Raw genomic sequence first — 16,552 nt, 5'->3', positions numbered from 1 at the left:
CACTGCGGTGTGCCTCGCTCGACTACACGATATGACACCGCTCCTCGAAGTCGTCGATATCCATAAACGTTTCACCGGCGTCTATGCGCTGCGTGGCGTAAGCCTCTCGTTCGAGCGCGGCCAGATCTATCACTTGCTCGGCGAGAACGGTTGCGGCAAGAGCACGCTCATCAAGATCATCTCGGGCGCGCAACCGCCCGATGAAGGCGAGCTCGTGATCGAAGGCGCGCGTCACAAGAAGCTTTCGCCGCTCGAATCGCTTTCGGCGGGCATCGAAACCGTTTATCAGGACTTGTCGCTGCTGCCGAACATGAGCGTCGCGGAGAACGTCGCGCTGACATCCGAACTCGCGGAACATGCGGGCAAGCTCGCGCGCACGTTCGATCGCAAAGCGCTCGCACAAACCGCCGCGCGTGCGCTAGAAGCCGTCGGACTGCCGGGCGACGCGGATTTCCAGAAGACGCTCATCGAGCAACTGCCGCTCGCGACGCGCCAGCTCGTTGCGATCGCGCGCGCCATTGCGAGCGAAGCGAAGTTCGTCATCATGGACGAGCCGACGACATCGCTCACGCAGAAAGAAGTCGATAACCTCATCGCCGTGCTTGCGCGTTTGCGCGCGGATGGCGTCGCCGTGCTGTTCGTGAGTCACAAGCTCGACGAGTGCTATGCGATCGGCGGCGAAGTGATCGTGCTGCGCGACGGCCAGAAGATGGCGCAAGGTCCGATCGAAAACTATACGAAGGCGCAGATCAGCGAGCTCATGACGGGCAAGCATCTGTCGACGGAACGCTATCGCGCGGAAGGTGACGGAGGCGCGTCGCAGATCGTGCTCGACGTGCAAGGTCTCGGCCGCAAGGGCCAGTTCGCCGATGTGTCGTTCAAGCTGCACAAGGGCGAGATTCTCGGCGTGACAGGTCTGCTCGATTCGGGCCGCAACGAACTTGCGCGTGCGCTTGCGGGCGTCGCGCCTGCGGACACGGGCACGGTGACGCTCGACGGCATGCGCGTGCGTCTGCATTCGCCCGCGGATGCGAAGGCGCAACGTATCGGCTATGTGCCCGAAGACCGCCTGAACGAAGGGCTTTTTCTCGACAAGCCGATTCGCGACAACGTCGTCACCGCGATGATCGCGAGCCTGCGCGACCGCTTCGGTCAGATCGATCGCAAGCGTGCGCAAGAGCTTGCCGAGCGCACCGTGAAGGATCTGCAGATCGCGACGCCCGATGTCGACAAGCCGGTGCAATCGCTTTCGGGCGGCAACCAGCAGCGCGTGCTGATCGGCCGCTGGCTCGCGATCGATCCGCGCGTGCTGATCCTGCATGGTCCGACCGTGGGCGTCGATGTGGGATCGAAGGACATCATTTATCGCATCATGCAGCGGCTGTCGAAGGAGGGCATCGGCATCATATTGATCAGCGACGACCTGCCCGAACTGCTGCAGAACTGCGACCGTATTCTGATGATGAAGAAAGGCCGCGTCGCGAACGAATATCGCGCGGATCGCTTGAACGAGGCCGATCTTTATCACGCGCTACTTTCAGAGGCAGCATGAGCATGAGCGAATCCATCCGCCGCACGGGAAGCGAGACGATGCCGCAACACGCGGCCCAGGTCGCGCCGCGCGTGCGCAAGGGCAATCTGTATGCGCAACTGATGCGCAATCCGGAGTGGTTCACGGTCGGGCTGATCGTGGTGACGTGTCTCGTCGTGGGCAGCATCAATCCGCGCTTCTTCCAGTTCGCGACACTGTTCGACATGCTCCATTCCGCGACGACGGTCTCGCTCTTCGCGCTCGGCACGCTCGTCGTGCTGGCGTCGGGCGGCATCGACGTGTCGTTCACGGCAATCGCCGCGTTGACGATGTATTCGATCACGAAGGCTGTCTTCGCTTGGTGGCCGGAGTGCCCGTTCGTGCTGATTCTGCTTGCGGGCGCAATCGGCGGCGTGATTCTCGGCGTCATCAACGGCATGCTCGTGCATCGATTGAAAGCGCCCTCGCTGATCGTCACCATCGGCACGCAATATTTGTATCGCGGATTGTTGCTGACGTTCGTCGGCACGCAGTTCTTCATGAACATTCCGCACAGCATGGATACGTTCGGGCGCCTGCCGCTGTTTTTCTATCACACGCCGGATGGCTTGCGCGCGGTTTTGCCGGTGTCCGTGCTCGCGCTCGTGATCGCGGCGATCGTGACCTGGTGGCTGCTCAATCGCACGATGATGGGCCGCGGCGTCTATGCGATGGGCGGCTCGCTCGCCATTGCAGAACGTCTCGGTTATAACTTGCGCGCCATTCATCTTTTCGTGTTCGGCTATACCGGCTTGCTGGCGGGCGTGGCGGGCATCCTGCACGTGTCGACGAACCGGCTTGCGAACCCGTTCGATCTCGTCGGCACGGAACTCGATGTGATCGCGGCGGTGATTCTCGGCGGTGCCCGCATCACGGGCGGTACGGGAACGGTGGTGGGTACGCTTTTGGGCGTCGTGCTGGTGACGCTCATCAATAGCGTGCTGATTCTCATCGGCGTGCCGAGCACCTGGCAGAAGGTCATCATCGGCGCGTTCATTCTCGTTGCGGGGACGTTGTTCGCGCTGGGACGCAGACAGTAACGCCCTTCGAAAAGCGGAACAAAAAAGGCTCGTTCGAAACCTGAACGAGCCTTTCCGATTTTTATCGGAACGATTCAGACGCGTTTGCGGAGCTTCTGACCTTCCTCGGTAATCACCGAATCGAACTCGGAAAGCTGCGAGAAGCGCACGGCCTTGACCTTGCCGAACTTGCTCGCATCGACGACGAGATGACGTTCCACCGAACTCGCCATCGCGGCTTGCTTGATGGCGACTTCATGAAAGTTCCAGCACGTCACGCCGCGCGCTTCATCGACGCCGCCCGCCGACATGAACGCCTTGTTGATGCCCATGCGCCGCAAGGTTTCGACGCTCTCGTCGCTGGCGAACGATTCCGATGACGGCACATAGACGCCGCCGAGCAGGATCATCCGCACGTTGGGCTTGCGCCGCAGAATTTCCGCGACATTGAGCGAATAGCACACGACAGTGAGATGCATCTCCGTGGGAATCTGCCGCGCGAGCGTGGTCAGCGTCGTGCCGCAATCGATGAAGATGGTTTCGCTATCCGCGAGCAGACGCGCCGCGTGATTCGAAGCGACCGCCTTCGCTTGCGCGAAATGGTCTTTCTCTTCCTCGATCGTGTAGCCCGCGTTGGGGACATCGGCGGCGCTGACGATATAGCCGCCGAGATACGTGAACTGGCCGGGATGCGCGGCGATATCGCGGCGCACCGTCATCTCCGAAACGCCGAGCAGCGCGGCCGCATCGCGCAGACGCATCACGTTCTGTTTTTCGAGCGCGCCGGAAAGGGCACGCAGGCGGTCGTTCTTGGCCATCGGAGCGGCGCGAGGAATGATGTTAGCTTTTATTCGCGGGATGAAAGAATTATAACAATGCAAGCCGCATTTTTAACGGCTTGCATGCGTGGCGCGGGTAAATCCCGAGGTTCAGGACTTGCGCGTATAGCGCAGCCACACGACGTCGTGTTCCAGTTTTTCGATGGAATCCAGCTTGAGGTAGGCGGGCGTTTTCCACTTGTCCATCGCGACTTCGAACGACGACGTATGCGCTTCGCGTCCATCGACGAGCGGCATGATCAGCACGCTGACTTCATCGGCAAGCTGCGCATTGACGAACGCGCCCGACACATGTCCGCCGCCTTCGACGATCAGCTTCTTGATCTTCAACTCGCGTTCGAGCGTTTCGACGACGCGCTTCAGTTCGATATCGTCCTTGCCGCCGAACACATACGATGCGTCGATCGATTGCAGATACGCGAGGTAATCGTCATCGACGCTCTCGCTCAGCACTTCGACGATATGCGATTCGAGCGCCGTATTGCTCTTCCAGGCGACACGTCCCTTCGGATCGATGGAAATCGCGTACTGGCTCGCGTCGCGTTTCGCGAAATGATCGGTGCGTGGAATCGGACCCTTCGCGAGCCCGCGCGGATAGTCGCGGTCCTTGCCATGCGAGATTTCCTGCATCGTGACGCGGCCGCATACCCACGCATCGGCGTTGAAGCGCGCGGCGGTGTCTTCGTAGGTGGGCGACGCGAAATCGAGGTTCCAGTTATCGGTGAGACTGCGGCCGTCGATCGACGACATCATGTGACAGACGATATGCATCTTCTTCTCCGTGCAGGAAAGGGCTTCGATGCATCGGCCGATGCAAGCGCTGTGCCGCCTGCGAAGATCAGCCAAACGCGAGAAAATAAGTAGCTCTTCCGCATTTTTTCGAAACGCTTATCGTCATGTCAGATCTCGCTACTCCTCTTGCACGCCGCGCGGATATCGATCCGAAGCCGCTCGGCATCGCCGCGTTGTTGATCGTGCTCGGCGCGGTGTATCTCGGGCAAACCGTCGGCGCGCGCCAGGCTGCGCTTTACGTGGTCGGCGCGCTGCTCGGCGTCTCGCTTTATCACGCGGCGTTCGGTTTCACGTCGGCGTGGCGCGTGTTCATCTCCGATGGCCGCGGCGCCGGGCTGCGCGCGCAAATGCTGATGCTCGCGGTCGGCGTCGCGCTGTTCTTTCCCGCGCTCGCGGCAGGGTCGCTTTTCGGCACGCCGGTGACCGGGCTCGTGTCGCCGGTAGGGACGTCGGTGGTCGTGGGCGCGTTCATCTTCGGTATCGGCATGCAACTGGGCGGCGGCTGTGCGTCGGGCACGTTGTACACCGTCGGCGGCGGCAGCACGCGAATGATCGTGACGCTCGCTGCGTTCATCGCGGGTTCCGTCATCGCGACCGCGCACATGCCGTTCTGGACCGCATTGCCGCAAATGCAACCGGTATCGCTCGTGAAGACGCTCGGCGCGGGGCCCGCGCTCGCCGTCAACTGGATCGTGTTCGCGCTGATCGCGGCGGTCACGGTCGTCATCGAGAAGCGCCGTCATGGCAAGCTCGTCGCCGCGCACGTGCAGCCGGCGCATACATCGCCATGGCTGCATGGACCGTGGCCGCTCGTGGCAGGCGGCATCGCCCTCGCCGTGCTCAACTTCGCGACGCTCGCACTGTCCGGGCGTCCGTGGGGCATCACGTCCGCGTTCGCGTTGTGGGGCGCGAAAGCGGCGGCCCTGTTCGGCGTCGATACCGCGAGCTGGCCATACTGGATGAGCAAGGCCAACGCGGCCGCGCTCGCCGCGCCGATTTCTCACGACGTTACATCCGTGATGGATATCGGCATCGTGCTCGGCGCGATGCTCGCCGCCGCGCTCGCGGGCCGCTATGCGCCCGTCTGGCGCGTGCCGATGCGCTCGCTGATCGCGGCGATCGTCGGCGGCTTGCTGCTCGGTTATGGCGCGCGGCTCGCGTACGGCTGCAACATCGGTGCGTATTTCAGCGGCATCGTATCGGGCAGCCTGCATGGCTGGCTGTGGCTCGTCGCGGCCTTCTTCGGCAATGTAGTCGGCACGCGACTGCGTCCGTTTTTCGGACTCGAAGTCGAGCGCGTGCGGCCGACGGCTTGCTGAGAGTCACACCGCGCGTGACACGTTCGTTCCGTTTTTTTGCGGAACGGAGCGGTCCGCGCGATATGCGAAAATCGCCGGCATGAAAAAGACTACCTTGCTCATCGTTCCGGCCTTGCTGATCGCGCTCGGCCCGTTGGCACATGCGAGCGTCGAATCGGGCGCCCATCAGTTCAAGGAAGACGTGAAATCGGCCGGGCGCCAGACCGGACATGCGGCGCGCGATGCGGCGCACGCCATCGGCGACGGCGCGAAATCGGCCGGACATGCCATCGCCGATACGTCGAAGCGCGGCTATCACGCGACGAAAAAGTGGGTCACGGGCAAAGAATAAACGCCGCCAGTTCGTCCATTTTGTGCTCGCCGATGCGCCACACGCGCATCGCATTGTGTTCGCGCGATCGCACCACAGCGTTCCACTTTTAAGCGTTGCTTGACAAGCTTGCGGAGCGTTATTGATAATTATTATCATTTACGCCGCGCAACGCGGACCTCAACGCGCCTGATTCCGTCTCGTCGTTGCAGACGTGCATCCGGCCAATCTTTCGCATAAGAACGCCTTGAAAGCCTATGACGCGCCGACGCGTACACGACCAATGAGCGCGCTCGTCCGGCACGGCCCGCTCGTCTCTCGCATCGTGGCCGCGATATTCGGCGGATACGCGCTCGCCGCGCTCGCGAGCGTCGCGGCACTGGCCCTGCCGATGAGCAAGCCGCAAGCCGTGCTCACCGGCATGCTCGTGAGCTTCGTCGTCTACGTGTGCGCGGTGATCTGGGTGTTCGCGGTTCGCAGCGCGCGTCGGGCATGGAGCGGGCTCGCGTTCATCGCCGTGCCGCTGTTGATGGCCGCATGGACGGTATGGCCGGGAGGACACGTCTCGTGAAAAGCGCGCGCGATTCCAAAGCGAAAGGCCGCGGCATTCGCCAGAGCATGTCCGATCTGCATACGTGGGCGGGCCTGCTCGCAGGCTGGATTCTCTACGCGATGTTCCTTACCGGGACCGTCAGCTACTTCAAGGACGAAACGTCGCAATGGATGCGGCCCGAGCAAGCGCAGCAGCGCGACATGCCGGATGCGGCGCTCGTCGCGCAACGCGTCGTCGAGACGCTCGGCAAGATCGCGGCGGGCAGTACGCAGTGGAGCTTCGCATTGCCGGACGAACGCACGAGCGTCATCGATTCGTTCTGGCGTGCGCCGGGCGCATCCAAGGGCAAGCGCGCATTCGAATCAGCCCGTTTCGATCCGGTCACGGGCGAGCGCACGACCGCGCGCGAGACCCTCGGCGGTGAATTTTTCTATCGCTTTCATTTCCAGTTTTATTACATGCCGGTGTTATGGGGGCGCTGGCTCGCGGGCCTGTGCGCCATGTTCATGCTCGTCGCGATCGTGAGCGGCGTCATTACGCACAAGAAAATTTTCGTCGACTTTTTCACTTTTCGATGGGGCAAGGGTCAGCGTTCATGGCTCGACGCGCATAACGCGCTGTCGGTATTCGGTCTGCCATTTCACGCGATGATCACCTACACCGGCCTCGTCACGTTGATGGCGATGTACATGCCGTGGGGCGCGCAGACCGCCTTCAGGACACCCGCCGAACGCGCCGCAATGATTTCGCAACTCAGCGCGTTCATTCAGCCTCGCGAGTCTTTCGGACAGATCGCGCCGCTTGCACCCGTCGATGCGATGGTGCGCGAAGCGCAAGCGCGCTGGGGCCGCGACAAGGTCGGTCGCGTGACGATCACCAATCCCGGCGACAGCACCGCGCGCGTGGCTGTTTCGCGAGGTGAGGCGTCGCGCGTGTCGATGAGTCCGCAGTACATGCTCTTCGATGGCGTGACGGGCAAGCTCATCGAAGTGAAGGACAGCGTCGGCGGCGCGGCCGAAACGCGCGGCGTGCTGTATGCGCTGCATCTCGGACGCTTCAGCGATATGCAACTGCGCTGGCTGTACTTCATCGTCAGTCTCGCGGGCACGGCGATGGTCGGCACGGGGCTCGTCATGTGGACGGTCAAGCGCCGTCAGAAGCTGGCCGACCCGGCGCGGCCGTACGTCGGCTTCTGGCTCGTCGAACGTTTGAATATCGCGAGCATCGCGGGACTTTCCATCGCGATGACGAGCTTTCTGTGGGGCAATCGGCTGCTGCCGCTCGGCATCGCCGCGCGTGACGATGCCGAGGTCAATGTTTTCTTCGCGATGTGGGGCGCGACGCTGCTATATGCGTTCGTGCGTCCCGCAAGGCGCGCGTGGATCGAACTGCTTTGGCTCGCCACGGCGATGCTCGCGCTCGTGCCGGCGCTCAATGCGCTGACCACGAACCGGCCCTTGTGGCGCAGCATCGCGCAAGGCGATTGGGTGTTCGCCGGCTTCGATCTGATGATGTGGGCATTCGCCCTGCTGCATGCGGCATTGGCGATACACGTGACACGCCATCGTCCGCGCACGAAGCCCGTTGGCAAGCGCATCGCGGCGCGTGCCGTCATGCCCGAGCGCGAAAAGGAAAGCGCATGACGCATCTCTTGAGCATCGTTTTCTGCCTGATGGCCTTCGCTTGCCTCGCGGTCTCGATGGATCGTCATCAGATGATGCTATTCGGCCGCGCGCTTCGCGCAGGGCAAACGCGCGGCTTTCGAATAGCAGGATGGTGCGGTCTCGTGCTCGCGCTGCGCTTCATCGTCGACTATCAAGGATGGGCGCTCGGCCTCGTCAGCTATAGCGGCTGCACGAGTGTTTCGGCGGGAATCGTGTTTGGCGGTCTCATCGTTTATGAGCGGCTTTCCGCTCGTCGATCTCACCAGCCGTGAAAGCGCGGCCATGCGATGGTGCTGCCGTCGGCGGCTAACGCCTGGTACTCGGGGTATTGCGCGCCCGTCGCGCATGCATGATTCGGCAGGACGCGCAGCTTCATGCCGATGGGAAACCGCTTCGTGATCTCATCGCGACATTCGACGGCGAGAATGCCGTGCTCTTGATTCGCACCGACGAGTTCGCAGCCTTCGAGAGGCGTACCGTCGAGCGCGCATGCAAGTCCATAACCGTAATCGTGCGTCTGCTTCGACGTGCCGCGGTCGCGGCTCATCGCCATCCATCCCGCATCGACGATGACCCAGCCCTTGTCGGGTTGATGACCGATGACGCTCGTGAGCACGCTCAACGCGATATCGTTTGCATCGCAAACACCGACGTTCGCCATCACGAGATCGAAGAACACATAAACGCCGGCGCGCACTTCGGTGACGCCTTCGAGATGCTTCGCGGCGAGCGCGGTCGGCGTCGAGCCGACGCTCACGGTCCTGCATGCGATGCCCGCAGCGCGAAGCCGTTCGGCCGCGCGCACGCATCCCGCGCGCTCCTGTTCCGCGAGCGCGGCGAGCGCTTCTTGATCGTTCAATTCGTAGCTGGAGCCAGCGTGCGTCATCACGCCGCCGACTTCGATGCCGCCTTCATGAAGCACGCGGCCGATCTCGATGAGCGCGTCGTCATCGGGCGCGAGGCCTGAGCGATGACCATCCGTATCGATTTCGAGCCACACTTCGAATATGTCGTTCGCGTGCTTGCAATACGCGACGATCGCCGATGCCGCCGCCGCGTTGTCGGCGATGATCTTCAGATCGCAGCCTTTTTGCTTGAGGGCCATCGCGCGCGGCAACTTCGCGGGCACGATACCCACCGCGTAGACAATGTCGTCGATGCCCGCCGCGAAGAATGCTTCCGCTTCTTTCAGCGTGGATACGGTGATGCCTTGCGCGCCTGCTGCAATCTGCGCGCGCACGACGCCGGCGCATTTCGTCGTCTTCACATGCGGCCGGAACTTCACGCCGAGCGCGTTCATGCGCGTCTGCATCCGGTCGATGTTGTGCTGCATTCGCGCGATATCGATGATCGCGGCGGGCGTGTCGAGTGCTTCGAGATTCATGATGTCCTTGGTCGAGCGATGATCAGGCGATCGGTCCCGTCGGCAGCGCTATCGCCGTTGCGTGGCAGCGCCAGGTCTGTCCCCTGAAGCCGAGCCGCTTCACGCGATCGATCATCGAGCGCTGGCCGACAGCGCACATCGCCACGGGCGGAATCAGGCCGAACAACATGCAAAAGAACGTGAGCTCGTTGGTGGGATAGCGCAGCGCGATGGCTTTCGCGAGCGGATCGACAATTGCGAGGCACAGCATCGATGCAAGGATGAAGCCAATGCTCGCGAGCGGCCGCGGGTTCGTGCGCGTGACGGCGGTGGAAGGCATGACGCTGATCGATGGGACGAATCTTCGAATCATCGCACGAACGCGTTCTTGCCGGATTCTCTACGGGAAAGCCATTATTTTTGATCGGTTGACTCGGCGAAAAGTCCTGCTAGCATACGAACAACAGATTCATCAGCATACTGATCGATTTTCGAAGGGGCGACGAATGGCACTCAAGTTCGCGGCGAAGCTCGCCGATCTAGTGGAAGACGAACCGCTCGGCGTGACGATCGGCGAAGAGCGCATCGCGCTCTATTTGCTCGACGGAGAAGTGCATGCCACGCACAACGTTTGCACGCACCAGTTCGCGCTCTTGAGCGACGGCTATATGGAAGACGGCTGCATCGAATGTCCGCTGCATCAGGGGCGTTTCGATATCCGCACGGGCGCCGCGCTTTGCGCGCCGGTCACGCAACCGATTCGCGTATACGGCGTGCAGGTGGAAGGCGGCGAGATCTACGTCGATCTTTGATGCACGCGCAAATCATGACTCGGACTGCATTGATCATCGGAGCGGGGCAGGCTGGCGCGCGCGCGGCAGAAGCGTTGCGCACGCATGGTTATGAAGGGCGCATCGTGCTGGTCGGCGATGAGCGTCATGCGCCGTATGAAAGGCCGCCGCTGTCAAAGGATGTCCTCATCGCGAAGGACGATGACGATTGCTTCAACGGCTGGGTGCATGCCGTCGAGCGATACGGCGATGCGCGCATCGAATGGCTCAACGATCGAGTGCTGCGGCTCGATACGCAATCGTGCGTCGCAACGCTCGAACGTAATGGCGAACTGCGCTACGACCATTGCATCCTGACGACGGGTGGTCGTGCGCGGCAGTTGCCGGGCGCGCCGGAAGGTCCGCATACGTTCTATCTGCGCACGCTCGACGATGCGATGCGCTTGCGTGCGCGGCTCGCAACGGCGCAATCGGTGGCTGTGATCGGCGCTGGATTTCTAGGGTTGGAATTCGCGGCGAGCGCAAGAACGCGCGGCCTCGACGTGAGCGTGTTCGAAACGGCATCGGGCTTGCTGAGCCGCGCGCTGCCGCCCATGTTCGCCGAACGTCTGCGCATGAAGCACGAAACTCACGGCGTGCGCTTCATATTCGACGTGAAGCATCTGCAAGTCACGGAGCACGCGGACGGCGTGCAAGTCGATGCAACGCCGTTCGACTTGGGCGTGATCGCTATCGGCCAGGAGCCGAACGACGAACTCGCCAAAGCTGCGGGCATGGCGACGAACAACGGCATCGTCGTCGATCGGCATTGCCGCACGTCCGCCGAGAATGTCTATGCGGCAGGCGATTGCGCCAACTTCCCATACGGCGCAAACGGTCGCGCGACGCGTCTCGAATCGTGGCAGAACGCGCAGGAACAGGCGATCGTGGCGGCGCGCAACATCGCCGGAGAAGAGATTGCTTATGCACCGACGCCGTGGTTCTGGACCGACCAATACGACTGGAACATCCAGATGCTCGGCCTGCCCGATGGCGAGATCGATCAGTGGATCGAACGCGCGGGCGTCGATGACAAGACCGTGCTGATGGGTCTGCGCGGCGGCGTCATCGCGCATGTGCTCGCGATCAATCAAGGCGGCGAGTTGCGCGCCATCAGAAGGCTCGTCGAAGAAGGCGTTGCGGTCGATCCCCGCATGCTCGCCGACCCCACGATCAAGCTGCGCCAGCTCGACAAGCTGGTTCGCTCAACACACTCGGGAGATCAAGGTGTACTCGTCTGAAACGATCATCGGCATTCATACGCATCAATCGAAAAACCCGCCGATAGAAGGGCTCGTTTGGCCCGAAGAAGGGCTGCAATGCATCCCGGACTGGGTGTACACGAGCGAGGCGGTCTATACGCGCGAAGTCGAACGGATCTTCCACGGGCGCACCTGGAACTTCGTCGCGCTCGAAGCGGAAGTGCCCAATTCCGGCGATTTCAAGCGCTCTTATGTCGGCCCGACGCCGGTCGTCGTATCGCGCGCGGAAGACGGCTCGATCAACGTGTTCGAAAACCGTTGCGCGCATCGCGGGGCGGAGTTCTGCCGGCATAGCCGCGGCAACAACAAGGAGTTCGTGTGCCCGTATCACCAATGGTCGTATGACCTCAAGGGCAATCTGCAAGGCGTGCCGTTCCGGCGTGGGGTGAACAAGCTGGGCGGCATGCCGAAGGATTTCCGCAACGATGATCACGGTCTGCGCAAACTTGCGGTTGCGACGCGCAATGGGGTCGTGTTCGCATCGTTCGCGCAGGACATGGAATCGCTTGAAGACTATCTCACGCCCGAGATACTCGAGGACTTCGACGCAGTGTTCAACGGCAAGCGCCTGCGCGTGCTCGGCTTCTACAAGAACGAGCTGCCGTGCAACTGGAAGATGTATCACGAGAACTTGAAGGACCCGTATCACGCGACGTTGCTGCACTCGTTCCTCGTCGTGTTCGGCCTGCTCGTGGCGGGCAATCGTTCGGCGATGGTCGCGGACAGCAAATACGGCATTCACGGCACGATGGCCTCCGCAAAAAGCGATTCGCTCTACGCCACCATCGATGAAGACAAGAAGAAGGAGATGCGTTCCTTCCACGACGGCATGATCTTGCGTGACGAGCGCTTCCTCGAATTCATCAAGGAGTTCGATTCCGAATGGTCGGTGACGATGCAGACCATCTGGCCGAACCTCATCGTGCAGCGCGAGATGAATACGCTCGGCATTAGGCATATCGTGCCGAACGGACCGAACAGCATGATCATGCTCTGGACGATGTTCGGTTATGAAGACGACACGGAAGACATGGTGCGTCATCGTTTGCGTCAGGGCAATCTGATGGGACCGTCGGGCTTTCTCGGCCTCGAAGACAACGAAGCGATGAAGTTCGTTCAGGAAGGCGTGCGCCGCTCGGTGAGCGACCGCAGCATCATCAAGCTAGATGGCGACAAGATCGGAACGGCCGACAACCTGATCTCCGAAGCCGCCATTCGCGCCATGTACAAGCACTATCGTCAAGTGATGGGGTTCTAGATGCTGCCAGGATTCGAAAAACAAAACATCGCGCACGACAAGGCGCTGATCGCACGCGCGGCGGTCGAAGACTTTCATGCGGAGTATTGCGCGGCGCTCGATGGCGGGGACATCGAGCGCTGGCCTGAATTCTTTACCGAGAACTGTCTTTATCGCGTGACCGAATACGAGAACGCGGCCAATGGATTTCCCGTCGGGCTCGTCTACGCCGAAGGACGCGACATGCTGCGCGATCGTGCGGTCGCGATTGCACGCACGCAGATGTTCGCGCCGCGTCAAATGCTGCACTTCGTTTCCAACGTGCGTATCTTGAACGCGACCGACGAGGAAATCGTCGCGCAGAGCAACTACATGCTGCTGCAAACGCTCGTCGAAGGCGCGACTACGCTGCATCAGGCGGGCAGGCTTTTTGACCGCTTCGCGCGCAATGGTAACGTTCTTCTGCTGAAGGAAAGACAGGCTGTCTACGACACCGCGATGATCGCGAACGATCTCGCCTACCCTGTCTGAACATCGTTGGGAGAGAGCGCATGAGTGACACGGAACACATGGAAGCGCCAGCCGAAAGCGGTGGCGTCGGCGTGCGCGTGAGGCGGCGCGAAGACGAGCGGCATCTTCATGGCAAGGGCAAGTTCGTCGCCGACTACACGTTTCCCGATCTGCAGGAGGTCGCGTTCTTGCGCAGTCCGGTTGCGCATGCGCGTATCGTGCGTATCGGCAAGCCGGCGAGTCATGCGGCACAGGTGATCGTGCGCGACGACATGCACGACGCCACGGATATCGTCGCCGATTCGAGCCTGCCGACGTACAAGCCTTCGTCGCATCCGCCGCTCGCATCGGGCAAGGTGCGCTTCGTCGGCGAGCCGGTCGCGATGTGCTTCGCGAAGACCCGCGCGCAAGCCGAAGATATCGCCGAGGAAATCGAGCTCGATCTCGACGAGCTGCCAGCCTTCGCCAGCGCGTTCACCGCTCGCGAACGCACCGACGTGCGCGTGCACGATCACTGGACGGACAATCTCTTTCTGGACCTCAAGGCAGACATCGACTTCGACGAGCGTTCGAAGGACGCGCCCGTTGTCGTCAAGCAGAAGGTCGATCTCGCGCGTCAATGCATGGTGCCGATGGAAGGCAAGGCCGTGCTCGCGTATTGGGACCATACGCATTCGCAACTCGTGGTCATCACCTCGACGCAAGTGCCGCATATGATTCGCACGGTGCTGTCGCAATGTCTCGGCATCGATCATGCGCAGGTGCGCGTCATTTCGCCCGATGTCGGCGGCGCGTTCGGCTACAAGTGCGTGTTGCAGCAGGAAGAGCTGTGCATTGCGTGGCTCGCGCTGACGTACAAGAAGCCTTTTCGTTTCATCGAGGATCGGCGCGAGCATTTGATCGCGGGCGCGAACTCGCGTCAGCATCACTACGAACTCACTGCGTATGCCGATACAAACGGCCGTCTGCTCGCGCTCGATGCGGAGCTTTTGATCGACGGCGGGGCGTACTCCGCATGGCCCTTTACGATCGGTCTTGAAACAGGGCAGGCGCTCGGCAACCTTCCGGGGCCTTACGATTTCAGCGGCTATCGCTGCCGTACGCAATGCGCCGCGACCAACAAGCCGGGCTTTCTGCCGTATCGCGGCGTAGCGCGCACGGGCGTGTGCTTCGCAATCGAACTCACGATGGATGCGATCGCGCGCGCGGTCGGACGCGAAGCGTGGGAAGTGCGCCATGACAATCTCGTGCGTGGCGCGGACATGCCTTATACCAATGTCGTGAAGAAACACTACGACAGCGGCGACTTCCAGGAGAGCCTGCGACGCGCAGTGGCGCAACTCGATGTGCCGAAGTGGCGCGCACGGCAGAAAGAGGGCGAGAAGGATGGGCGTCTCGTCGGCATCGGATTCGCGACGTTCACCGAGCAATCGGCGCATGGCACGGCCGTGTTCGCATCATGGGGCTTGCCGGTCGTGCCGGGATACGATCTCGCGACCGTGCGTATCACGGCCGATGGAGGACTCGAACTGCGCGCGGGCATCCACTCGCACGGACAAGGCATGGAGACGACGCTCGCGCAGATCGCGAACGAAGTGCTCGGCGTGCCGCTGCAAAAGATCAAGGTCGTGCATGGCGATACCGCGCTTACGCCGTATTCGACAGGCACGTACGCATCGCGCAGCATCGTCATGGCTGGCGGCGCAGTGGCCGCGACGTGCCGCGAACTCGTGCCGCGCCTGCTCTTCATCGGTGCTCATCTGCTTGGGGAAGAACAGGAGGTGGTGCGCTTCGAGAACGGTGAAGTGATCGGCGTAACGGGCCGCGTGACGATTCAGGAGATCGCGGCTGCATGGTATCTCCGTCCCGAGCGCTTGCCTGCGGGCGTGAATCTCGCGGGTCTCGAAGCGACGCAAGGCTTCAAGCCGAAGGTCGATACCGGCGCGTTCAGCTATGCGACGCACGCGGCGGCAGTCGCCGTCGATCCGAGGACAGGCGACGTCGAGATTCTCGACTATGTGATCGTCGAAGATTGCGGTCGCATGATCAATCCGATGGTCGTCGAAGGGCAGACAATCGGTGGCACGGCGCAAGGCATCGGCACCGCGTTCTATGAGGAAACGCTCTACGACGACAACGCGCAACCGCTCACGTCGACACTCGCCGACTACATGTTGCCGGGACCGACCGAGTTGCCGTCGCTGACGATCATCCATATGGAAACGCCGTCGCCTTATACGGAATTCGGCGCGAAGGGCGTGGGCGAGGGCGGAGCCATCGCGCCGCCGGCTGCACTCTTCAATGCAGTGAACGATGCGCTCACGCCCATCGGCGCGCTCGTGTCGGAAACGCCGTTGACGCCGCGCCGTTTGCTGGCCGCGATCGAGGCCGCGAAGGCTCGCAAGGCGGCGCGCAAGGAAGAACTCAGTCAGGAGGTGGCGGGATGAAAGCCGCTGCGTTCGAGTATGTAAGGGCGATGTCATTGCCCGACGCGCTCAAGGAGTTGACTCGCGCAAAGCCGATATCGGGCAGTCAGTCGATGGGCCCGATGCTTAACTTGCGGCTTGCACGGCCTGGCCGCGTAGTGGATGTATCGCGCATCGCGGACCTGCGCAGTGTCTCCGACGCGGGCGATCACGTGCGTATCGGCGCGGCGGTCACGCATGCGGAGATCGAAGACGGCAAGCACGCACTGCTGCGTCATCCGTACATGCAGCATGTGGCGGGCGGCATCGCGTATCGTGCGATTCGCAATCGCGGGACCATCGGCGGCAGTCTTGCTCATGCCGATCCCGCCGCCGACTGGCCGCTTGCATTGTCCGCTGTCGATGCCCGTCTGGAGCTATCGAAAGCAGGCGGCGCGCGGCAAGTCCGCGTGAGCGAATTCATGCTGGGTGCGTTCACGACGTTGCTCGTTGACGGCGAGATCATTACCGCCGTGTTGCTGCCGAAGTTCGGTCCGACGCTTCGCTGGGGTTATTACAAGCTGTGCCGCAAGACCGGCGAATTCGCACATGCAAGCGCAGCGGCTGCATTCGATGCACGCACGGGACTCGCGCGCATCGTGCTCGGCGCGCTCGATGGCCCGCCGGCCGCACTCGATGATCTCGCACGGCAGATCGCGCAACGCGGCCCGTCTGCCGCCAACGGCGAAGCGCTCGCGCAAGCCGTGACGAGTGCGATGCCGAACGCGGATGGCATCGATCGGCAGATTCATACCGCAGCGCTCGAACGTTGTCTTCTGCAGGCGTTCGGCGTGTCGAACGCGAATACGGTTTAAAGAG

17 protein-coding genes are annotated in these 16,552 nt (G+C 62.0%); 13 read left to right on the top strand and 4 right to left on the bottom strand.

Going from position 1 to position 16,552, the window contains the following annotated elements:
- Nucleotides 1-31 precede the first annotated feature (31 nt).
- Nucleotides 32-1,552 (top strand): sugar ABC transporter ATP-binding protein, encoded by a 1,521-nt coding sequence (locus QCE49_RS22290; RefSeq protein ID WP_250436581.1) that lies wholly within the window; start codon nt 32-34, stop codon nt 1,550-1,552.
- Nucleotides 1,553-1,590: 38 nt separating this feature from the next.
- Nucleotides 1,591-2,610, top strand: a complete 1,020-nt coding sequence (locus tag QCE49_RS22285) for an ABC transporter permease (protein ID WP_235366231.1) — start codon at nt 1,591-1,593, stop codon at nt 2,608-2,610.
- A 74-nt stretch (nt 2,611-2,684) separates the two neighbouring features.
- Here the strand turns inward: QCE49_RS22285 and QCE49_RS22280 are convergent, their stop codons facing one another.
- Nucleotides 2,685-3,407: a DeoR/GlpR family DNA-binding transcription regulator gene (locus tag QCE49_RS22280; RefSeq protein ID WP_008348173.1), complete on the bottom strand. Its 723-nt coding sequence runs from the start codon at nt 3,405-3,407 to the stop codon at nt 2,685-2,687.
- 111 nt (nt 3,408-3,518) lie between these two features.
- Nucleotides 3,519-4,199 (bottom strand): dihydrofolate reductase family protein, encoded by a 681-nt coding sequence (locus QCE49_RS22275; protein WP_250457395.1) that lies wholly within the window; start codon nt 4,197-4,199, stop codon nt 3,519-3,521.
- 125 nt (nt 4,200-4,324) lie between these two features.
- Between QCE49_RS22275 and QCE49_RS22270 the strand changes: the two genes are divergently transcribed.
- The 5 genes from QCE49_RS22270 (at nt 4,325) to QCE49_RS22250 (ending at nt 8,338) form a co-directional block, all read left to right on the top strand.
- The gene (locus tag QCE49_RS22270) at nt 4,325-5,539 is read left to right on the top strand and encodes a YeeE/YedE family protein (protein ID WP_008348170.1); all 1,215 of its coding nucleotides are present in this window, start codon (nt 4,325-4,327) and stop codon (nt 5,537-5,539) included.
- A 79-nt stretch (nt 5,540-5,618) separates the two neighbouring features.
- The gene (locus QCE49_RS22265; RefSeq protein ID WP_033536209.1) at nt 5,619-5,870 is read left to right on the top strand and encodes a hypothetical protein; all 252 of its coding nucleotides are present in this window, start codon (nt 5,619-5,621) and stop codon (nt 5,868-5,870) included.
- Nucleotides 5,871-6,132: 262 nt separating this feature from the next.
- Complete coding sequence (locus QCE49_RS22260) at nt 6,133-6,420, top strand: DUF3649 domain-containing protein (protein ID WP_034470895.1); 288 nt, start codon at nt 6,133-6,135, stop codon at nt 6,418-6,420.
- Nucleotides 6,387-8,045 carry a PepSY-associated TM helix domain-containing protein gene (locus QCE49_RS22255; protein ID WP_409017407.1) on the top strand — a complete coding sequence of 553 codons (1,659 nt, stop codon included), beginning with the start codon at nt 6,387-6,389 and terminating at the stop codon, nt 8,043-8,045. Before QCE49_RS22260 ends, QCE49_RS22255 begins: the two co-directional genes overlap by 34 nt.
- Complete coding sequence (locus tag QCE49_RS22250; protein WP_034470898.1) at nt 8,042-8,338, top strand: DUF3325 domain-containing protein; 297 nt, start codon at nt 8,042-8,044, stop codon at nt 8,336-8,338. The genes QCE49_RS22255 and QCE49_RS22250 overlap by 4 nt, the downstream gene beginning before the upstream one ends.
- On the opposite strand, the gene QCE49_RS22245 is transcribed toward QCE49_RS22250, so the two are convergent.
- The gene (locus QCE49_RS22245) at nt 8,326-9,450 is read right to left on the bottom strand and encodes a DSD1 family PLP-dependent enzyme (RefSeq protein ID WP_250457397.1); all 1,125 of its coding nucleotides are present in this window, start codon (nt 9,448-9,450) and stop codon (nt 8,326-8,328) included. The two genes, QCE49_RS22250 and QCE49_RS22245, sit on opposite strands and share 13 nt — an antisense overlap.
- A 22-nt stretch (nt 9,451-9,472) precedes the next feature.
- Entirely contained in the window at nt 9,473-9,769 is a 297-nt protein-coding gene (locus tag QCE49_RS22240; RefSeq protein WP_250457398.1) for a hypothetical protein, read from the bottom strand.
- Between the two features lie 166 nt (nt 9,770-9,935).
- Between QCE49_RS22240 and QCE49_RS22235 the strand changes: the two genes are divergently transcribed.
- From QCE49_RS22235 to QCE49_RS22210, 6 genes are read left to right on the top strand one after another with little or no spacing between them, the layout of a single operon-like run.
- A complete protein-coding gene (locus QCE49_RS22235; RefSeq protein WP_175980970.1) occupies nt 9,936-10,241 on the top strand; it encodes a non-heme iron oxygenase ferredoxin subunit in 306 nt (101 codons plus the stop codon).
- Nucleotides 10,242-10,255: 14 nt separating this feature from the next.
- Complete coding sequence (locus tag QCE49_RS22230; protein WP_034471019.1) at nt 10,256-11,500, top strand: NAD(P)/FAD-dependent oxidoreductase; 1,245 nt, start codon at nt 10,256-10,258, stop codon at nt 11,498-11,500.
- Entirely contained in the window at nt 11,487-12,779 is a 1,293-nt protein-coding gene (locus tag QCE49_RS22225) for an aromatic ring-hydroxylating dioxygenase subunit alpha (protein ID WP_250457399.1), read from the top strand. The genes QCE49_RS22230 and QCE49_RS22225 overlap by 14 nt, the downstream gene beginning before the upstream one ends.
- Nucleotides 12,780-13,289: an aromatic-ring-hydroxylating dioxygenase subunit beta gene (locus tag QCE49_RS22220; protein ID WP_034470910.1), complete on the top strand. Its 510-nt coding sequence runs from the start codon at nt 12,780-12,782 to the stop codon at nt 13,287-13,289.
- A 20-nt stretch (nt 13,290-13,309) separates the two neighbouring features.
- Nucleotides 13,310-15,715, top strand: coding sequence for a xanthine dehydrogenase family protein molybdopterin-binding subunit (locus QCE49_RS22215; protein WP_250440992.1), 2,406 nt, complete (start codon nt 13,310-13,312; stop codon nt 15,713-15,715).
- On the top strand, nt 15,712-16,548 hold the full coding sequence (locus tag QCE49_RS22210; RefSeq protein WP_250457400.1) for a xanthine dehydrogenase family protein subunit M: 837 nt from the start codon (nt 15,712-15,714) through the stop codon (nt 16,546-16,548). The genes QCE49_RS22215 and QCE49_RS22210 overlap by 4 nt, the downstream gene beginning before the upstream one ends.
- Nucleotides 16,549-16,552 lie beyond the last annotated feature (4 nt).

It is taken from the genome of Caballeronia sp. LZ008, from assembly GCF_031451435.1.
Classification (GTDB): Bacteria; Pseudomonadota; Gammaproteobacteria; order Burkholderiales; family Burkholderiaceae; genus Caballeronia; species Caballeronia zhejiangensis.
The sequence above is the reverse complement of the archived record's forward strand: the minus strand, read 5'-3'. Positions and strand labels throughout refer to the sequence as shown.

Excerpts from the sequence above, each read along its gene's own strand:
- QCE49_RS22270 (WP_008348170.1), top strand. The coding sequence starts at position 4,325 with ATGTCAGATCTCGCTACTCCTCTTGCACGCCGCGCGGATATCGATCCG.
- QCE49_RS22240 (WP_250457398.1), bottom strand. The coding sequence starts at position 9,769 with ATGCCTTCCACCGCCGTCACGCGCACGAACCCGCGGCCGCTCGCGAGC.
- QCE49_RS22220 (WP_034470910.1), top strand. The coding sequence starts at position 12,780 with ATGCTGCCAGGATTCGAAAAACAAAACATCGCGCACGACAAGGCGCTG.
- QCE49_RS22265 (WP_033536209.1), top strand. The coding sequence starts at position 5,619 with ATGAAAAAGACTACCTTGCTCATCGTTCCGGCCTTGCTGATCGCGCTC.
- QCE49_RS22275 (WP_250457395.1), bottom strand. The coding sequence starts at position 4,199 with ATGCATATCGTCTGTCACATGATGTCGTCGATCGACGGCCGCAGTCTC.
- QCE49_RS22235 (WP_175980970.1), top strand. The coding sequence starts at position 9,936 with ATGGCACTCAAGTTCGCGGCGAAGCTCGCCGATCTAGTGGAAGACGAA.
- QCE49_RS22210 (WP_250457400.1), top strand. The coding sequence starts at position 15,712 with ATGAAAGCCGCTGCGTTCGAGTATGTAAGGGCGATGTCATTGCCCGAC.
- QCE49_RS22245 (WP_250457397.1), bottom strand. The coding sequence starts at position 9,450 with ATGAATCTCGAAGCACTCGACACGCCCGCCGCGATCATCGATATCGCG.
- QCE49_RS22280 (WP_008348173.1), bottom strand. The coding sequence starts at position 3,407 with ATGGCCAAGAACGACCGCCTGCGTGCCCTTTCCGGCGCGCTCGAAAAA.
- QCE49_RS22215 (WP_250440992.1), top strand. The coding sequence starts at position 13,310 with ATGAGTGACACGGAACACATGGAAGCGCCAGCCGAAAGCGGTGGCGTC.
- QCE49_RS22230 (WP_034471019.1), top strand. The coding sequence starts at position 10,256 with ATGACTCGGACTGCATTGATCATCGGAGCGGGGCAGGCTGGCGCGCGC.
- QCE49_RS22290 (WP_250436581.1), top strand. The coding sequence starts at position 32 with ATGACACCGCTCCTCGAAGTCGTCGATATCCATAAACGTTTCACCGGC.
- QCE49_RS22285 (WP_235366231.1), top strand. The coding sequence starts at position 1,591 with ATGCCGCAACACGCGGCCCAGGTCGCGCCGCGCGTGCGCAAGGGCAAT.
- QCE49_RS22260 (WP_034470895.1), top strand. The coding sequence starts at position 6,133 with ATGAGCGCGCTCGTCCGGCACGGCCCGCTCGTCTCTCGCATCGTGGCC.
- QCE49_RS22250 (WP_034470898.1), top strand. The coding sequence starts at position 8,042 with ATGACGCATCTCTTGAGCATCGTTTTCTGCCTGATGGCCTTCGCTTGC.
- QCE49_RS22255 (WP_409017407.1), top strand. The coding sequence starts at position 6,387 with ATGGACGGTATGGCCGGGAGGACACGTCTCGTGAAAAGCGCGCGCGAT.